The 16,329-nt window shown below is 27.8% G+C and carries 19 protein-coding genes; 10 read left to right on the forward strand and 9 right to left on the reverse strand.

Translation table 11 applies throughout. From position 1 onward, the window contains the following. Together WC168_RS03400 and WC168_RS03405 are read left to right on the forward strand one after the other, a co-directional pair. The coding region (locus WC168_RS03400; protein WP_372617537.1) for a PrpF domain-containing protein at positions 1-803 on the forward strand (803 nt) is incomplete at its 5' end. A gap of 3 nt (positions 804-806) precedes the next feature. Continuing rightward, a complete protein-coding gene (locus tag WC168_RS03405; protein ID WP_066161823.1) occupies positions 807-2,027 on the forward strand; it encodes a murein transglycosylase domain-containing protein in 1,221 nt (406 codons plus the stop codon). 6 nt (positions 2,028-2,033) lie between these two features. Here the strand turns inward: WC168_RS03405 and pyk are convergent, their stop codons facing one another. Further along, positions 2,034-3,515, reverse strand: a complete 1,482-nt coding sequence (pyk, locus tag WC168_RS03410; RefSeq protein ID WP_279133983.1) for a pyruvate kinase — start codon at positions 3,513-3,515, stop codon at positions 2,034-2,036. 123 nt (positions 3,516-3,638) lie between these two features. On the opposite strand from pyk, the gene thiS reads away from it, so the two are divergent. The 6 genes from thiS to mqnE all read left to right on the forward strand — a co-directional run bounded on the left by thiS (position 3,639) and on the right by mqnE (position 7,453). Next, on the forward strand, positions 3,639-3,839 hold the full coding sequence (gene thiS / locus WC168_RS03415) for a sulfur carrier protein ThiS (RefSeq protein ID WP_066161830.1): 201 nt from the start codon (positions 3,639-3,641) through the stop codon (positions 3,837-3,839). 2 nt (positions 3,840-3,841) lie between these two features. Continuing rightward, positions 3,842-4,174: a YraN family protein gene (locus tag WC168_RS03420; RefSeq protein ID WP_066161832.1), complete on the forward strand. Its 333-nt coding sequence runs from the start codon at positions 3,842-3,844 to the stop codon at positions 4,172-4,174. Between the two features lie 157 nt (positions 4,175-4,331). Continuing rightward, entirely contained in the window at positions 4,332-5,435 is a 1,104-nt protein-coding gene (locus tag WC168_RS03425) for an aminotransferase class I/II-fold pyridoxal phosphate-dependent enzyme (protein ID WP_372617540.1), read from the forward strand. Continuing rightward, positions 5,422-6,084 carry a carbonic anhydrase gene (locus WC168_RS03430; protein WP_372617542.1) on the forward strand — a complete coding sequence of 221 codons (663 nt, stop codon included), beginning with the start codon at positions 5,422-5,424 and terminating at the stop codon, positions 6,082-6,084. The genes WC168_RS03425 and WC168_RS03430 overlap by 14 nt, the downstream gene beginning before the upstream one ends. After that, positions 6,065-6,385, forward strand: coding sequence for a hypothetical protein (locus tag WC168_RS03435; RefSeq protein WP_066161843.1), 321 nt, complete (start codon positions 6,065-6,067; stop codon positions 6,383-6,385). The genes WC168_RS03430 and WC168_RS03435 overlap by 20 nt, the downstream gene beginning before the upstream one ends. A gap of 6 nt (positions 6,386-6,391) precedes the next feature. Continuing rightward, positions 6,392-7,453 (forward strand): aminofutalosine synthase MqnE, encoded by a 1,062-nt coding sequence (gene mqnE, locus WC168_RS03440; RefSeq protein WP_129098631.1) that lies wholly within the window; start codon positions 6,392-6,394, stop codon positions 7,451-7,453. A 16-nt stretch (positions 7,454-7,469) separates the two neighbouring features. Here the strand turns inward: mqnE and WC168_RS03445 are convergent, their stop codons facing one another. The 4 genes from WC168_RS03445 to WC168_RS03460 are packed head-to-tail and all read right to left on the reverse strand — an operon-like array spanning position 7,470 to position 11,227. After that, positions 7,470-9,035 carry a hypothetical protein gene (locus tag WC168_RS03445; protein ID WP_372617544.1) on the reverse strand — a complete coding sequence of 522 codons (1,566 nt, stop codon included), beginning with the start codon at positions 9,033-9,035 and terminating at the stop codon, positions 7,470-7,472. Between the two features lie 14 nt (positions 9,036-9,049). Continuing rightward, complete coding sequence (locus tag WC168_RS03450) at positions 9,050-9,661, reverse strand: lysophospholipid acyltransferase family protein (RefSeq protein WP_066161851.1); 612 nt, start codon at positions 9,659-9,661, stop codon at positions 9,050-9,052. Next, the gene (gene miaB / locus WC168_RS03455; RefSeq protein WP_319087404.1) at positions 9,661-10,965 is read right to left on the reverse strand and encodes a tRNA (N6-isopentenyl adenosine(37)-C2)-methylthiotransferase MiaB; all 1,305 of its coding nucleotides are present in this window, start codon (positions 10,963-10,965) and stop codon (positions 9,661-9,663) included. Before miaB ends, WC168_RS03450 begins: the two co-directional genes overlap by 1 nt. Positions 10,966-10,984: 19 nt before the next feature. Continuing rightward, a complete protein-coding gene (locus tag WC168_RS03460; RefSeq protein ID WP_066351399.1) occupies positions 10,985-11,227 on the reverse strand; it encodes an HP0268 family nuclease in 243 nt (80 codons plus the stop codon). 152 nt (positions 11,228-11,379) lie between these two features. Between WC168_RS03460 and nusA the strand changes: the two genes are divergently transcribed. Next, positions 11,380-12,552, forward strand: coding sequence for a transcription termination factor NusA (nusA, locus tag WC168_RS03465; RefSeq protein WP_372617547.1), 1,173 nt, complete (start codon positions 11,380-11,382; stop codon positions 12,550-12,552). Position 12,553: 1 nt separating this feature from the next. Continuing rightward, entirely contained in the window at positions 12,554-13,954 is a 1,401-nt protein-coding gene (gene cysS, locus WC168_RS03470; protein ID WP_372617549.1) for a cysteine--tRNA ligase, read from the forward strand. Positions 13,955-14,026: 72 nt separating this feature from the next. Here cysS and rpsR read toward each other — a convergent pair whose 3' ends face one another. The 4 genes from rpsR to holA form a co-directional block, all read right to left on the reverse strand. After that, a complete protein-coding gene (gene rpsR, locus WC168_RS03475) occupies positions 14,027-14,293 on the reverse strand; it encodes a 30S ribosomal protein S18 (RefSeq protein ID WP_066161867.1) in 267 nt (88 codons plus the stop codon). 14 nt (positions 14,294-14,307) lie between these two features. After that, positions 14,308-14,823, reverse strand: a complete 516-nt coding sequence (ssb, locus tag WC168_RS03480) for a single-stranded DNA-binding protein (protein WP_066356602.1) — start codon at positions 14,821-14,823, stop codon at positions 14,308-14,310. A gap of 21 nt (positions 14,824-14,844) precedes the next feature. Next, a complete protein-coding gene (rpsF, locus tag WC168_RS03485) occupies positions 14,845-15,201 on the reverse strand; it encodes a 30S ribosomal protein S6 (protein WP_066356604.1) in 357 nt (118 codons plus the stop codon). 84 nt (positions 15,202-15,285) lie between these two features. Continuing rightward, on the reverse strand, positions 15,286-16,272 hold the full coding sequence (gene holA, locus WC168_RS03490) for a DNA polymerase III subunit delta (protein ID WP_066161875.1): 987 nt from the start codon (positions 16,270-16,272) through the stop codon (positions 15,286-15,288). Positions 16,273-16,329 lie beyond the last annotated feature (57 nt).

Here is a 16,329-nt window from a genome sequence, read left to right on the forward strand (position 1 = left end):
CGCAAAATGGTGTTTGTTGTGTAAGAATTTGGCAAGCAAATATCAAAAAAACAATTCTTTGTTATGTAACAATGGTTGATGGACAAGTAAAAGAGATGGGAGATTACTATATTGATGGTGTTGCTTTTCCAGCAGAAGAGATTTTACTAGAATTTGCAGAACCTGTTGATCCAAGTGAAGAGTTATTTCCAACTGGAAATTTAGTAGATGATTTAGAAGTTCCAGGTATTGGAACATTTAAAGCAACTATGATAACAGCTGGAATTCCAACAATTTTCCTGAATGCTGCTGATATTGGATATAAAGGAACAGAACTTCAAGCTGATATAAATAGTGATGCCCAAGCCTTAGCTAGATTTGAAAAAATAAGATCTTATGGTGCTTTAAAAATGGGTCTTATAAGTGATTTAAAAGAAGCAGAGACAAGACAACACACTCCAAAAATTGCATTTGTTGCTCCAAAAAGTGATTTTACTACTTCAAGTGGTAAAGAGGTAAAAGCTAGCGAAATAGATTTACACGTACGTGCTTTATCTATGCAAAAACTTCACCATGCAATGATGGGAACAGCTTCAGTAGCTATTGGAGTTGCTGCTTGTATTGAAGGAACTTTAGTAAATATAGCTGCTGGTGGAGGTGAGAAAACTGCTGTTGAATTTGGTCATCCATCTGGAACTTTAAAGGTTGGAGCAGTTATCAAAAAAGAGAACGGAAAATATATTGTTGATAAAGCTACAATGAGTAGAAGTGCAAGAATTATTATGAAGGGTGAAGTTTACGCACCCGCAGATATAATGGAATAAAAAATGAGAAAAATAACTCTTCTTGCCTTATTTATAGGTTTATTACAAGCAGAAAATTTTCAAGAGTATCAAAAAGAGCAAGAGAGTAATTTTCAAAAAAAAATAGACTCTTTTAATGCACAAAAAAATAGAGATTTAAACTCTTTTAATCTTTATAAAGAAAACTCTCTTAAAGAGTTTGAAGAGTATAAAAAGGCTCAACAAGAAGCTTTTGATGAGTTTAAAAACGAAGCATCAAAACTTTGGGAAGTTGCAAAAATGCCAACTGCAAAATCTTTAGTAAATTATACAGATGATAAAAAAACTAGAGGTGAAATAGATTTTGAAAATGAAAGAATTGTTGTTGAAACAATAGCAAGCTCTTATGAAGAGGCTAGTAAAAATTTAAAAAAAGAGTTAGCTCTTCTTGCAAGTATTGATACAGATGAGTTTAATCGTATAGATCCATTTGAAAAAAAACTATCAAATATAAAACCAAAAAGTAGTATTGTAAGCTCATCTTTAAAAAATGAGTCTATTTTATCAAATGTTATATTTGGTAAAAAACCAACAAATAAAGAGTTAAATATATATACGAATAAAAATATAAACAATCAAACAATAAAGGTACGAAATAATCCAAAAGTACCAAATCAAAAAGTTTATAGTGTAGTTGTAGCAATGCCAAGCGATGCCATGGTTAAAAAATCAAAAGAGTATGAAAGTGAAGTTACAAAACAGGGAAAAATACGAGAGATTCCAAAAAGTTTAATATTTGCAATTATGCACTCTGAAAGTAGTTTTAATCCAAAAGCAAGATCACATATCCCAGCTTTTGGTCTTATGCAAATAGTTCCAAGCTCTGCTGGAAGAGATGTTTATAATTTCTTATATAAAGAGGAAAAACTTGTAAGCGATACATATCTTTATAACTCAACAAACAATATAACAATGGGAACAGCATATTTACATATGTTATATTATAAATATCTATCAAGAATAACAAATGATGAAAGTCGTTTATATTGTGCAATTGCAGCTTATAATACAGGAGCTGGAAATGTTGCTAGAACTTTTTCAAAAACAACAAATATGGCAAATGCAGCACCAATAATAAACTCAATGACTCCAAAACAGGTCTATAATAAACTCTTAAAAGATTTACCTTATGATGAGACTAAAAACTATCTACAAAAAGTAACTGCTAGAATGCACTCTTATTCAGAAATTTATGGTAAGAACTAGATATCTCTAGCTCTTAGCCTCTTTTTTACTCTTCTTAGCTTTTTGTCTATTCTCTTTAAAGTTCATATAGTACTCTATTTCACTTGGTGTTAAAATTTTTATTGTATTTGTACTTCCTGGAAGTCCAACTGGATATCCAACTGTACATATATATAATCCTTGTTTATTTAAAACACCATTTTTCTCCAATGTTCTTAACATATTTTGAATCATTTTAGATGCCTGTGCTTCTTTAATTACAGCAACTGGTTCAACTCCCCAAATTGCAGTTAAAAGTGTCAAAGTCTCTTTATTGTGCGTAAATGTATAAAGTGGTGTTTTTGGTCTATATCTTGACATCTTTCTAGCAGAGTTTCCTGTACTTGTTAAAGATAAAATTCCACAAGCATTTAAGTCATCAGCAAGTTTTGTAACTGTTGCTTGAATCACATCAAACTCATCTAAATATGGCAAAGAGTCTCTTTTTGTATGGTCATAAATTTTTTCTGTTTGGCTAATAATATTTTGCATAGTCTCAACAACATTTGTTGGATTATCTCCAACAGCACTCTCTTCAGAAAGCATTACAATATCAGTTCCATCTAAAACAGCATTTGCAACATCTGAGATTTCAGCTCTTGTTGCTCTTTCATTCTGAGTCATAGATAGAAGCATTTGAGTTGCAGTAATTACAGGGATTCCTCTTTCATTTGATTTTTTAATCAACATTTTTTGAATAGTAGGAACATCATAATAAGGAACTTCAATTCCTAAATCTCCCCTTGCAACCATTATTCCATCACTATTATCCATAATTTCATCTATATTTGAAACAGCATCAAACTTCTCAATTTTTGCTATTAATTTTCCATTATAACTTCCTAGAAGCTTTCTTGCTCTTTTCATATCATTTGCATTTTGAACAAAAGAGATTGCAAAATAGTCAACTCTATTTTTAACTCCCCATGCAATATCAGCTTCATCTTTTTTTGTAATAACTTCAATATTTATAACAGTATTTGGAAAATTAACACCCTTTCTTGAACTTAATGTTCCAAAGTTTTCGATTTGAGCAACAACCTTTGGTTTAGTCTCAATAACTTTTGCTTTTATAACTCCATCATATAAATAGATATACTCATCTTTTTTTATTTTCTCTAAAATATATGGATAATTAATAGATACAACATACTCATTTTCAGATTTTTTATATCCAACAATCTCCTCTTTTTCAAAAGTTATAGTATCTTTACTCTTTAAGTTAAACGGCTCTTTTAGCTCTCCAACTCTTATTTTTGGTCCAGAAATATCTTGTAAAATTCCTACAATTTTATTTTTATTTTTCATTGCAGTTCTAATATTATCAATTGTCTCTTGATGATACTCATGACTACCATGTGAAAAATTCAGTCTAAACATATTAGCACCAGCATCAATTAATCTTTCAATCATCTCTAAACTATTGCTTGCAGGTCCTAAAGTTGCTAAAATTTTTGTCTTTTTTTGCATTTAATCTCCTTTAAATATGAGATTATACTCTTTTATTTGTTACTCTTTAGTTACAGATGGTGTAAACCAACTATTAAGAAGTTTATAAGTATAATTTCTTCCCATTTTTTAAAGGAAGAGAGTTTGGAAGTAATAATAAACGGTAAATTACAAAAAATAGAGAGTAATTTAACACTAGAAGAGATAATAAAAAATTTAAAAAATATTGATGAAATTATGGCTTGTGCAGTTAATATGGATATTGTAAAAAGAGATGAATGGTGCAATTATATACCACAAAAAAATGATACTATTGAACTTTTAACTTTCGCTACAGGTGCATAAATATGAGTAGAGCTAAGGGAGATTTTGCAGAAGAAAGAGCAGTTTTTTTTCTGCAAGAGCTTGGCTTTACAGTTGTAGAAACAAATTTTTATGCAAAAAAAATAGGTGAAATTGATATTATTGCAATAAAAGATGGTGTTTATCACTTTTGTGAAGTAAAATCAGGTGAAGATTATGAAACTGCAATATCAAATCTAACAAATTCTAAGTTATCAAAAGTAAAAAGAAGTGCTCTTTACTATTTACAAATTAAAAATTTAGATGTTAATTTTTGTATTGATGCAATAGTTGTAAATGAAGATAGAATAGAGTTTTTAGAGAATATAACTTTATAAAAATAGCCAAAGATGAAGGTCGCAAAAACATCTTTGGCTTGTTTTAGTGTACTTTGAAATACAAAAAAGATTTTACAATCTTGTAATAGCAAAAAACTAGCATTTTAAAAATTTAATCAATTTTTAGCTATTATATCTATTAATTAATGGAGTGAATTTGTATAAAAAAGAGCTTGAAGCAATAGAAAAAGCAAATAGAACAAGAAATAGAGTTCTATTTAATAATCAATTATTAGATTTAGCATCAAACGACTATTTAGGATTAGCAAAAAATAGAAAACTTTTTGAAAAAGCATATAAAAGAGTTTTAAAAAACAACTATTTTGCACCAAAAGCATCAATGCTTGTAAATGGTTATTCAAAAATTCATAAAGATTTTGAAAAAAAACTCTCTTTTGCAAATGGTTTTGAAGATGCAATTATTGTTGGAAGTGGTTTTTTAGCAAATATCTCTTTGCTAGAAGCGCTGGTTCGAAAAGGTGATATGCTCTTTATTGATGAAGAGTATCATGCAAGTGGTATTTTAGCCTCAAAACTTTTAGATAAAAATCAAGTAGTTACATTTTTGCATAATGATGAGAAAGATTTAGAAAATAAAATTTTATCATCAAATAACAGTGGAAGAAAGATTATTGCAATAGAGGGTGTTTACTCTATGAGTGGTAATTTAGCAAAAAAAGAGATTTTTGAAATAGCCAATAAATATAACGCTATTTTAGTAGTAGATGAAGCTCATAGTTCTGGAGTAATTGGGGATAATCTTTTAGGAGTTTTTGATTTTTATAATATAAAAATTGAAAAAAATCATATAAAAATGGGGACTTTAGGAAAAGCTTACGGCTCTTATGGAGCATATATATTAGCCTCAAAAGATATCATAAAATTTTTAGAAAATAGAGCAAAACCGATTATATATTCAACAGCTCCTTCACTTTTTGACACAGCCCTTGGATTGGAATCTTTAAAATATATTTTAAATAACAAGCAAAAACTAAAACAAAAAATTAATAAAAACTTAAGTATAATCCAAAGCTATTTAGGAATAGATTCAAAATCACTTATTATTCCAATATTAGTAAATGATAATAAAAAAGTTTTAAAGATCCAAAAGAGCTTAAAAGAGAGTGGATTTTTAGTTGGAGCAATAAGGCAACCAACAGTTAAAAGTGCTATTATTAGACTTATTGCAAAAATCGATATTAGTAACAATAAGTTAAAAAGCGTTTGTAAATTGATAAAGGAATTAAATGCAGATAAATGATTTAATAAAGGGTAATAAAAAATTTAGAGAAGTTAGATTTTCTAAATACGAAGCAGATTTAAAACAACTTGCAGACACAGGACAGCATCCAGAGATTTTATTTATTGGTTGTAGCGATAGTAGAGTGACACCTGATTTGGTTCTTGATACAAAACCAGGTGATATGTTTATTTTAAGAAATGTTGGAAATTTTGTGCCACCTTATAATCCTGATGAAGATTTTCATGGAACAAGTGCTGTTATTGAATATGCTGTAAATATTTTAAATGTAAAACATATTATAGTTTGTGGACACTCTCATTGTGGAGCTTGTAAGAGTCTATACCAAGATTTAGGAGATTCTCCTGATTTAGTAAATATTAAAAAGTGGTTAGAGCTTGGAAAAAAAGCTAAAGAGTACACACTTTTAGCAACTTTAAACAAAAATGATAAAGAACAAATTTACAGAACAACAGAGAAGGTTTCAATTGTATATCAAATGGAAAACCTTTTAACATTCCCCTATATTGTACAAAAAATAAAAGAGGGAAAAGTTCAAATTCATGGTTGGTATTACAAAATTGAAGATGGTAATATAGAGTATTATGATGGAAATGATTGTTCTTTTAAACCAATACAAGAGTATCAAAATGAATCAACAACAAACTAGAAAACTACCTAAAAAAACTGTAATAACTATATCAATTATAGTTATTCTTGGAATTTTAACTTTTGTAACTCTTCAAACTCTAAAAGTTGAAAAATTTAGTGAAGTTTTATTTGAACTTGATCATAAAAATATAAAAAATCTAAAAGTTGTAAATAAACAAAGCGTTGAAGATATGCAAACAAAGTTTAAAACTACTGTTTATAAAGTTGTTTTTGATGATTTAGATTTAAATAAAAACTGTATTGGTTTTATTTATAGAGATAAAAATGGAAACTATATCAAAGATATAGATTGTAAGTAGGAAATTATGACTTTAGAAGAGAAATTAGAGAAAAATATTAGATTAGATTTTGAAGATGGGGTAAAACTTTATGATTTGGATGTTATTACTTTAGGGTATTATGCAAATAAAATAAGAGAGCAAAAACATCAAAAAAAGACATATTTTAATATAAATAGGCACATTAACCCAACAAATATCTGTAAAGATGTTTGTCAATTTTGTGCATATAGTGCTACAAGAAAAAATCCAAATCAATATACTCTAACTCATGAAGAGATGATACAAACTGTTAGAGACTCATCAAAAAATGGAATTAAAGAGGTTCATATAGTTTCAGCGCACAATCCTCACACTGGACTACAGTGGTACATGGATATTTTTAAAAAAATAAAAAAAGAGTTTCCATCAATTCACATAAAAGCCTTAACAGCAGCTGAAATTCATTTTTTAAGTAGTGAATACAACTTAAGCTATGAAGAGCTTATTGATACTATGATTCAAAGTGGTGTTGACTCTATGCCAGGTGGTGGAGCTGAAATTTTTGATGAGAAGATTAGAAAAAGAATTTGTGGTGGAAAGGTTAGTAGTGAAGATTGGTTGAAAATTCATGAACTTTGGCACAAAAGAGGTAAAAAAAGTAATGCAACAATGCTTTTTGGACATATAGAATCTAAAGAGCATAGAGTTGACCATATTTTAAGATTAAGAGAGCTTCAAGACAAAACAGGTGGTTTTAATGCATTTATTCCTCTTGTATTTCAAACAGAAAATAACTACTTAAAAGTAAAAGAACCAATAACTGCAAATGAGATTTTAAAAACCTATGCAATATCAAGACTACTTCTTGATAATATTCCAAATATAAAAGCATATTGGGCAACTTCAACAGTAAAATTAGCACTTATTGCTCAAGAGTTTGGTGCAAATGATGTTGATGGAACTATTGAAAAAGAGTCAATTCAAAGTGCAGCTGGAGCTGCTAGTAAAAATGGGGTTTGTGTAGGTGAATTTATTGATTTAATCAAAAACTCTGGATTTATACCTGTTGAAAGAGATAGTATCTACAACGAATTAAAAGTATATTAAAAGAGAAGATTAAAATTTAATCTCTCTTTTGAAAATAGTCTAAATAAAATTTAATCTCTATTCCATCTTCTTGATTATTTTGCATAAGAATAGGAAAACTTAAGTTTATAGAGTACAACTCTTCATTTAACTTAGCTATTAAATCAAAGAACTCTTGAGGATTTGAATTATTAATTTTCGCACTAAATGTTAACTTATTTAACTCATCTACTCTCTCTTGTTTTACAAAAACTATCTCACTATTTTGAGTTAAAAGTATTTGTAGATGCTCTTTTATCTCATCAATTGTAAATATATCATCACTCATATACTCTATTTTTATAGATTTTTTCATAGAATCTAAAGAGTCTATTTCATTTTCAAAGCTCAAATTTACACTAAAATCCTCAGGATTATTATCTAGCTTATTCATTTTATAATTTTTATAAATTCCACTAAGTGAACTTGTAAATAGTTTTAAATTTGTATCATCTTTTACCAAAACTTCAAGCTCTAAACTATTTTTATCTAGTTTCATTGAGTTAATCATCACTTTTTGCGGAACTGTTTGAAATATATTTTGAATCTTTTGAGCAAATAACTCATTTGCTTCTACATGATTTGGAAGATTAATCTCTACTTTTTTCTCTTTTTTAATTAAATCTAGTTGTTGTGCAAGATTAATAAAGTTTATATCTTTGAATACATAATATGCACCATAAATCAAAAATGCAAATAAAAATACTAAAATAATATATCTTGGATCATTTTTTACTTTTTTAGCTCTTGGTTTTACAAAACTATTAACTCCTAAATTCTCTTTAGTTAAAATATCTAGCTCTTTATCAATATCAACAGTAAAATCATCAATTTTTAGTTTTAACTCTTGACTTAAACTATTTATCTGCTCTTTTGATAGATTTTTTAATGGTAAAAGCAAAGATATTTTTTGAACAAAAATATCATCTCTTTGTTTGTGAAATGTTAAAAGGACATTTTGTAAAATATTATTTAATTCAAGATAATAAAGCTCATCAAAAAGTTTTTGACCCTCTATATCATTTTCATAAAAATGTGTCTTTTTAACCGTATCAAAACTAAGCAATGGAATAACTTCGTTATAGATAATATTACTATGCTTATCAACTATTAAAATATATGCTCTACTATTATAAATAAATACTATTAGTTCACTTTTTGGTGTATGTCTAATTATATGTTGCTTCATTATGTGAAATGCTGAATATATAAAATCTATTCCACAAGATGCAAAATAGTTTTTAGTCTCAAATAAAGTAGTATCAAGAACAACAATATCATGTCTTAAATCAAAATCAATAATCGTACAATCTTTTACTTTAGCACTTTTTTTAGGAACAATTTTTGTAGTATCACTCAATAATAAAGTGCTTAGATATGACTCCTGCGATGTTTGAATGGAGTTTAATTTTTGTGAAATATTTGAAGGAATTATATCCTCATCTACTAAATATGTAGAGCTTGAAACTTTTATAGGAGTATCTTTTTTAAATTTTTTTTGTTCTATTTTTAGCTGATTGTTTTGCTTTATAAGATTTATAAACAGAGTATCTTTTTTAAACATTTTTATTTCCTAAATTAATCTAAAGAGTGAATTAACATCTTATCTTTTATAACTTTTTTTGCTTCATCTAGCTCCAAATTATCTACACTAAAGGGTTCGCTTATATAAAAATCAATCCTACCAAAAGGTTTTGGAAGAATAAATTTATCCCATGAGTTAAATTGCCAATACTTTGTAGGAATTGCATTAAAACATCTAATCTTTTTTCCACTTTTTTGTGCAATCGCAACAATACCATCTGCAATACTGTACCTAGGACCTCTTGGACCATCAGGAGTAATTGCTATATCATTTCCAATTCTTAACTCTTTTAATGCAGAAATCATAACTTTAGCTGCACCTTTTGAAGATGATCCTCTAATAGAACCTATATTAAAGTTTTCAACCAATTTAGAAATAATTTCACCATCTCTATTTTCACTAATCATAGCCTTTACAATACCATTTTTTTTAAATGCAAAGTAATTATATGGTTGTGACATCAAATCTGCATGCCACATTGAAATTATAAAAGGTTCTTTATCATCATTTGGATGGTGATAAACTTTTTTGTTTGTAGCATATATAAACTTTACTAAATAATATAAAATTTTAGGAGCAAATCTTTTTTTAAATTTTTTCCACATTATGCTACAACTTCTCCTTTTAGTGATGTTCTTGTTGCTTCTGTTATTTTTACATCTACAAATTTTCCAAGCAACTCATCACTTCCTTTTGCAAATACTAAATAGTAATTATCTGTATATCCACTTACTTCACCATTTGGTTTTAGACTCTCAATTAAAACATTTACAGTCTCTCCAACCATTTTTGGCATAGTTTGTTCTAAATGTCTTTTATGAAGCTCTATTAACTCTTCAAGTCTTGCACTTCCAACCTCATCAGAAACTTCAATATCTTTTAAAGCAAGTGCTTTTGTATTTGGTCTTGCTGAGTATTTAAAGTTAAATATTTGATCAAATTTAACTTGATTTACAACATCAATAGTATCACTAAAATCCTCATCACTCTCACCTGGAAAAGCGACAATAATATCTGTTGTAATTCTAAGTTCTGGAATAAGCTCTCTTAATCTAAATGCTCTATTTAAAAACCACTCTTTTGTATATCCTCTTTTCATAGCTTTTAAAATAGAGTTTGAACCACTTTGAAGTGGCATATGAATACATTTTGAAATTTTAGGATTTTTTGCAAACTCCTCTATAAACTCATCATCCATATGTAGTGGATGAGGAGATGTAAATCTTATTCTTTTAAGTTTCTCTATTTTTGATATATCTTGAAGAAGTTTTGTAAAACTATATTTATCTGAGCTATTACTAAATCTTTTTCCATAAGAGTTTACATTTTGTCCCAAAAGCATAACTTCAACAGCACCATTATCAACAGCTTTTTGTATTTGTGAAACTATCATAAAAGGAGGAATAGATATCTCTTCTCCTCTTGTGCTTGGAACTATACAATATGTACACTCTTTGTCACAACCAACAGATATATTAACACTTGTTCTATAATTATTTGTTTTTGGTGTTGCAAAATCATATTGTGAATCATCATTTTCAATACTAATTTCAACGGCACCTTTTATATCAACTACATCTTTTATTTTTGATATATTTCTAGCTCCTAATACAAAATCTACATATGGTGCTCTTTTTATTATATCTTGACCTAAATGCGATGCAGTACATCCACAAACTCCAATTTTAGCACCCTCTTTTTTCTTTTTATTAAATTGTCCAATTTCAGAAAAAAGTTTTTGAACAGGTTTTTCTCTAACAGAGCAAGTGTTTATGATTATTAAATCTGCATCTTCAATATTTTGTGTAGCTGTATAACCTTTATGTTTTTCAAGTTCAGCTTGTATATGTTTACTATCGGTGTCATTCATTTGACACCCTAAAGTTTGTATAAATAGTTTTTTACTCATATTTTATATACTCAAAAAATTAAAGAGCATGAACCTCATACATATACTCATCATCTGCTAAACCATACTTTATCTCTCTAAAGTAGATATTAAAACCCTCTTTTTCTAAAGATTCAACTAAAGCCATCATATCTTTGTGTGAGTTGTCTCTATCAAAATAAAAAATCTTCTGAGCCTCTTTTTTTAGTTCATCTTTAATCTTATCTAATTGAACTTTTTTTGGCTTCTCATTTAATTCATTTCTAGCAAGTAGTAATTCCATTTATTAAACCTTTTTTTTATAATTAATCGGACATTTTATTCAAAAATTGCTTTAATTTCTATAAAAGGTAAATTAGATATACTATTGCTCTAAAACTTGCATTGAAAATCAAACTCACCATTTCAATGTTAAAAACAAATAAAGGTACATTTATGGATAAAATAATTGATATTTTAGACTCTATTGCTTATGAAAAGGGTCTTAAAATTACTGATGTAGAAGCAGCTTTAAAAGAGGCTTTAATAAAAACTGCTCAAAAGATGGTTGACCACTCTTTGATATTTGATGCAAAAATAGATAGAGCAAATAAAAAATTAATTCTTTTTCAAAAAATTGAAGTGGTTGCAAATGATGACAAGAAGCTTCAAGATGGTTGTGTTGATAGTGAAGGAAAACCTTTAAATAAAGAGAATTTTATATCAATAGATGAAGCTAAAGCTATAAATAGTGACTTAGAACTTGGAGATTTTTTAAGCTATGAATTAGAGTTTGAAAATATGGGAAGAAATGCAGCTGTTATTCTTTCAAGCAATTTTGAATATAGACTTCAAAGATTTATTGAAGAAAATATTATGGCAAAATATAAAGAAAAAGTAGGAAAAACTGTATCTGCTGTAGTTACAAGAGTTGATAAAGCTGATAATACTTTTATTGAAATTGGTGAAATCAAAGGTATCTTACAAAGAAAAAATAGAATAAAAGGTGAAAAATTTAAAGTAGGAGATACTTTAAAAGCTGTTGTAAGAGGTGTAAATATTGATAAAAACTTAGGTTTAATAGTTGATTTATCACGAACTAGTCCTAAATTTTTAGAAAATCTATTAACAGTTGAAGTTCCTGAGCTTAAAGATGAAAAAATTATAATAGAGGCAAGTGCTAGAATTCCAGGAACTAGATCTAAAATTGCGCTTAACTCTTTAAGTCCTACAATTGATGCTATTGGTGCTGTTGTTGGAGTAAAAGGGGTTAGAATAAACTCTGTTTCAAAAGAGCTAAATGGAGAAAATATTGATTGTATTGAGTATTCAAGTACACCTGAAATATTTATTGCAAGAGCTTTAAGTCCAGCAATTGTAAATAGTGTAGTTGTTGAAACTGAGCCTAAAAATGGTGAAAAAGGTAAAGCTATTGTAACAATAAATAGTGAACAAAAATCAAAAGCAATTGGAAAAGAGGGACTTAATATTAGATTAGCTTCTATGCTTACAAAATATGATATTGAGATTAAAGAGGTTGGTAGTACAAACATAAATTTAAATGATAATGAGACAAAAAAAGAAGAGACAAAATCTGATGTTTCATCACTAGAGGCACTATTTAAATAGTATGGAAAAGATATTTTTATTTGATTCATCAAAAAAAGAAAAAGTTGAATTTAAATCAATAAAAGATGGTATTGTAAAAATATATGTTTGTGGTCCAACTGTTTATGACAACTCTCATCTAGGACATGCTAGAAGTGCTATTGCTTTTGATCTTCTTCATAGAGTTTTAAAACTAAACGGATATGAAGTTATTATGACAAAGAATTTTACTGATATTGATGATAAAATTATCAAAAAAATGAATCAAAGTGGTAAAAGTCTAGAAGATATTACAAGTTTTTATATAGATTTATATAAAAAAGATATGGAAGCTTTAAATGTTTTACCAAACTCATTAGAACCAAAAGCCACTTTAAATCTTGAAGCCATGAAGAATATGATTGAAAATTTAATCAAAAAAGATATTGCATATAAAACACAAACTAGTGTATATTTCGATGTTTCAAAAGATAAATTATATGGTAGTTTATCAAATAAAATAAGTGAAGATTCAAAAGCCAGAGTTGAAGGTGATATTGAAAAAAGAAATAGTGCAGACTTTGCACTTTGGAAGTTTGAAAAAAGTGATGATGTAGCATTTGAATCAAGCTTTGGTAAAGGAAGACCTGGTTGGCATATAGAGTGTAGTGCTATGATTAAAAAACATCTAGCTTATAGTGATGAACCATATCAAATAGATATTCACTGTGGAGGAGCTGATTTACTATTTCCTCACCATGAAAATGAGGCTAGTCAAACAAGATGCGATAGTGGACAAAATCTAGCTAAGTATTGGCTTCATAATGGTTTTGTAAATATAAATGGTGAAAAAATGAGTAAATCTTTAGGAAACTCATTTTTCTTAAAAGATGTTTTAAAACCTTATAGCGCAGAGGTTGTAAGATACTATTTGTTAAGTGCAAAATATCAAGCTGATATAAACTTTAATGAAGAGGATTTAATAACTTCTAAAAGAAGATTAGACAAGCTTTATAGATTAAAAAAGAGAGTTTATGGTATTGAATCAAAACTACAAGATAAAAATTTTGAAAATAGTTTATTAAAAGCTTTAAATGATGATATTAATACTCCAGTTGCATTGTCTATTATTGATGAATTTATAAATAACTCAAATGATAAATTAGATTTAAATCCTAAAGATAAAAATCTAAAACAAACTATTGTTTCAAATATAGCTTATATTGAAAAAGCTTTAGGAATTGGTGGAAGTGATGCTTTTGCTTATTTTCAATTTGGAGTTGATGAAGAGTTAAAAAATCAAATAGAAACTCTTTTAAAAGAAAGAGCTGAAGCTAAAACAAATAAAGATTTTATAAAAGCTGATGCAATAAGAGATGAGTTAAATAGAGTTGGAATATCTATTATGGATAATATAAACGGAACTGTTTGGGAAAAATTATAAGATTTTAAAAAAATTTTAATTTAAAAGTTTAAGCTTAACAAACGAAACTTTTGTTTCGTTTGTAATCATTTATTATAAAAATGATTTTGAGTAAGCTGTATCTGTAAGATTTTGAGTATCTACAACATAAGGAACAAGTGCCATATGTCTTGCTCTTTTAATTGCTTTTTCTACCATTTCTTGAGCATTTTTAGAGTTTCCTGTAAGTCTTCTTGGCATAATTTTACCTCTTTCACTCATAGAAATTTTTAAAAGCTCGATGTTTTTATAATCAATAAAATCAACTTTCATCTCTGTATATTTACAAGATTTTTTTCCATATTTTCTTTTTTCTGACATATTATCTCCTTTTTCTAAAACGGTATTTCGTCATCAATATCAATTTCAGGAATATTTGAAGCCTTATTTGGCTTCATAGCTCCACCACCATAGTTATTATAAGAAGGTTGTTCATAATCTTTAGGTGCTTGTACACCATAGTTGTTTTGGTTTGAATTACCATAAGATTGAGACTGGTTGTTATATCCAGAGCCTTCATTTGAACCCTTACTATCTAGCATCTTCATCTCATCAACCCTTAAAGTGTGTCTATTTTTAGTAGATCCATCTTGAGCTGTCCAAGATTCATAAACTAGTCTTCCTTCAAGTAAAACTTTTGAACCTTTTCTTAAGTACTGATTAGCAACTTCTGCAATTCTGCCAAAAATATTAAACTCCAAAAAGCATACTTCCTCTTTTTGCTCTCCTGTTTGTGCTTTATATTTGTATGAAGTTGCAATAGAACTTCTAGCAACTGCCGCACCACTTGGAAGATATTTAAGTTCAATATCTCTTGTAAGATTTCCTACCATTATTACTTTATTGTACATAAAAGGCTCCTTGTTTTAAGATTATTTTGCTGCTTTTTTAAGAGCGTCGTCGCTCATTTTTGTCCAAGAAGCAATCTCTTTTTTACTCTCATATTTAATAAAAATAAATCTCATTAAGTTTTCATTATTTTTATAATTTCTCTCGATTTCTGCAAGTGAAGCAGCTGGAGCTTTAAAATAGATTACATAGTAGTAACCTCTTTTTTGTTTAGCTATTTCATAAGCCAACTCTTTAACACCAATATTATCTGTAGAAACAATTTCTGCACCATTTTTTTCAAATAGAGCTTTAATTCCTTCAAGCTGTGCTACAGTCTCTTCTTCAGTTAATGTAGGCTTTAAAATAAACATTGTTTCATAATGTTTTAATTTAGACATTCGTTCTCCTTTTAGATTCTGCCGATTTTCTTTACACTTCCTAGACCTATCAGCAAGGATTATTTTTTTGTAAAGTGTGAGATTTTATCTAAATAAAGCTGTAAATTTTCTTATACTTGATTGTAAAAACAAAGATGGATTTGAAATTCTTTTAGAATTTTTTAGGTCAAGTTCTAAATTTAATAAAAAATCATATATTTTTAAGAATTTTTTAGGATTTGTGTTTATTGCAAGTCTTGCTTTTTTTTCCCAAATATCTTTTGGAGGATTAAATCCTAATATCTCAATAGCATTTGGCGCTCCAAAGCTTCTAGCATAAGAGCTTATTAAAAAAAGTTGATGAACAAATTGAGTAATTTGATTTACAATAAAAACACTATCCATCCCCTCTTCTAAAAGTAGATCTAAATCAGAGGTTACATCTTTGAAGCTTAAAAGTTCATGTAAAAAATTATCAAAGTTTACAAGCCCAAGTCCAAAACAGTGAATATCAACATCTTTTGAAGTTATTTTATCATTTAATATTTTTAATTTATTCAAATCATTTACACAAAGATTTAAATCACCTTTATGCATAAAAAATAGATGATTTAATGCACTTTTTTCAAAATCAAGTCCAATAATTTTTGCTTCATTCTCTAAATATGTTATTGCTTCGCTATCTTTTAAAGGAAAAAATCTAACAAAAGCTGAATTGGTTTTAGTATTAAAACTACTCTCCATAGATTTAAAATCAGCATCATCTCCAAAACATGCAACTATTAATGTACTATCTTGATTTGTACTTGCAGCTAAAACCAATGCATCTAACTCTTTTTTAGGAATTTTTTTTGCTATTTTTAGTAAGACTATATTTGATGATGAAAAAAGTGATGATTGAAGAAGTCTATTTTGAATATATTTAAAATTGTACTCATCATAATATATTTTTTCAATATCCTCATTTTTTGCAACTATTTTTGCAATAATAGACGAATAAAACTCCACCATAAATGTAGATTGTCCATAAAACATATATGAGCTAAATTTTTTGCCACTTTTTAAATATTTATCAAATTCACTTTTATACATAAATAAAATAGTATCCTAAGTTTACTTTCAATATAATTTTTTCTATTCTAACAAAAG

This window comes from Aliarcobacter sp. (genome assembly GCF_041672065.1).
GTDB lineage: Bacteria > Campylobacterota > Campylobacteria > Campylobacterales > Arcobacteraceae > Aliarcobacter > Aliarcobacter skirrowii.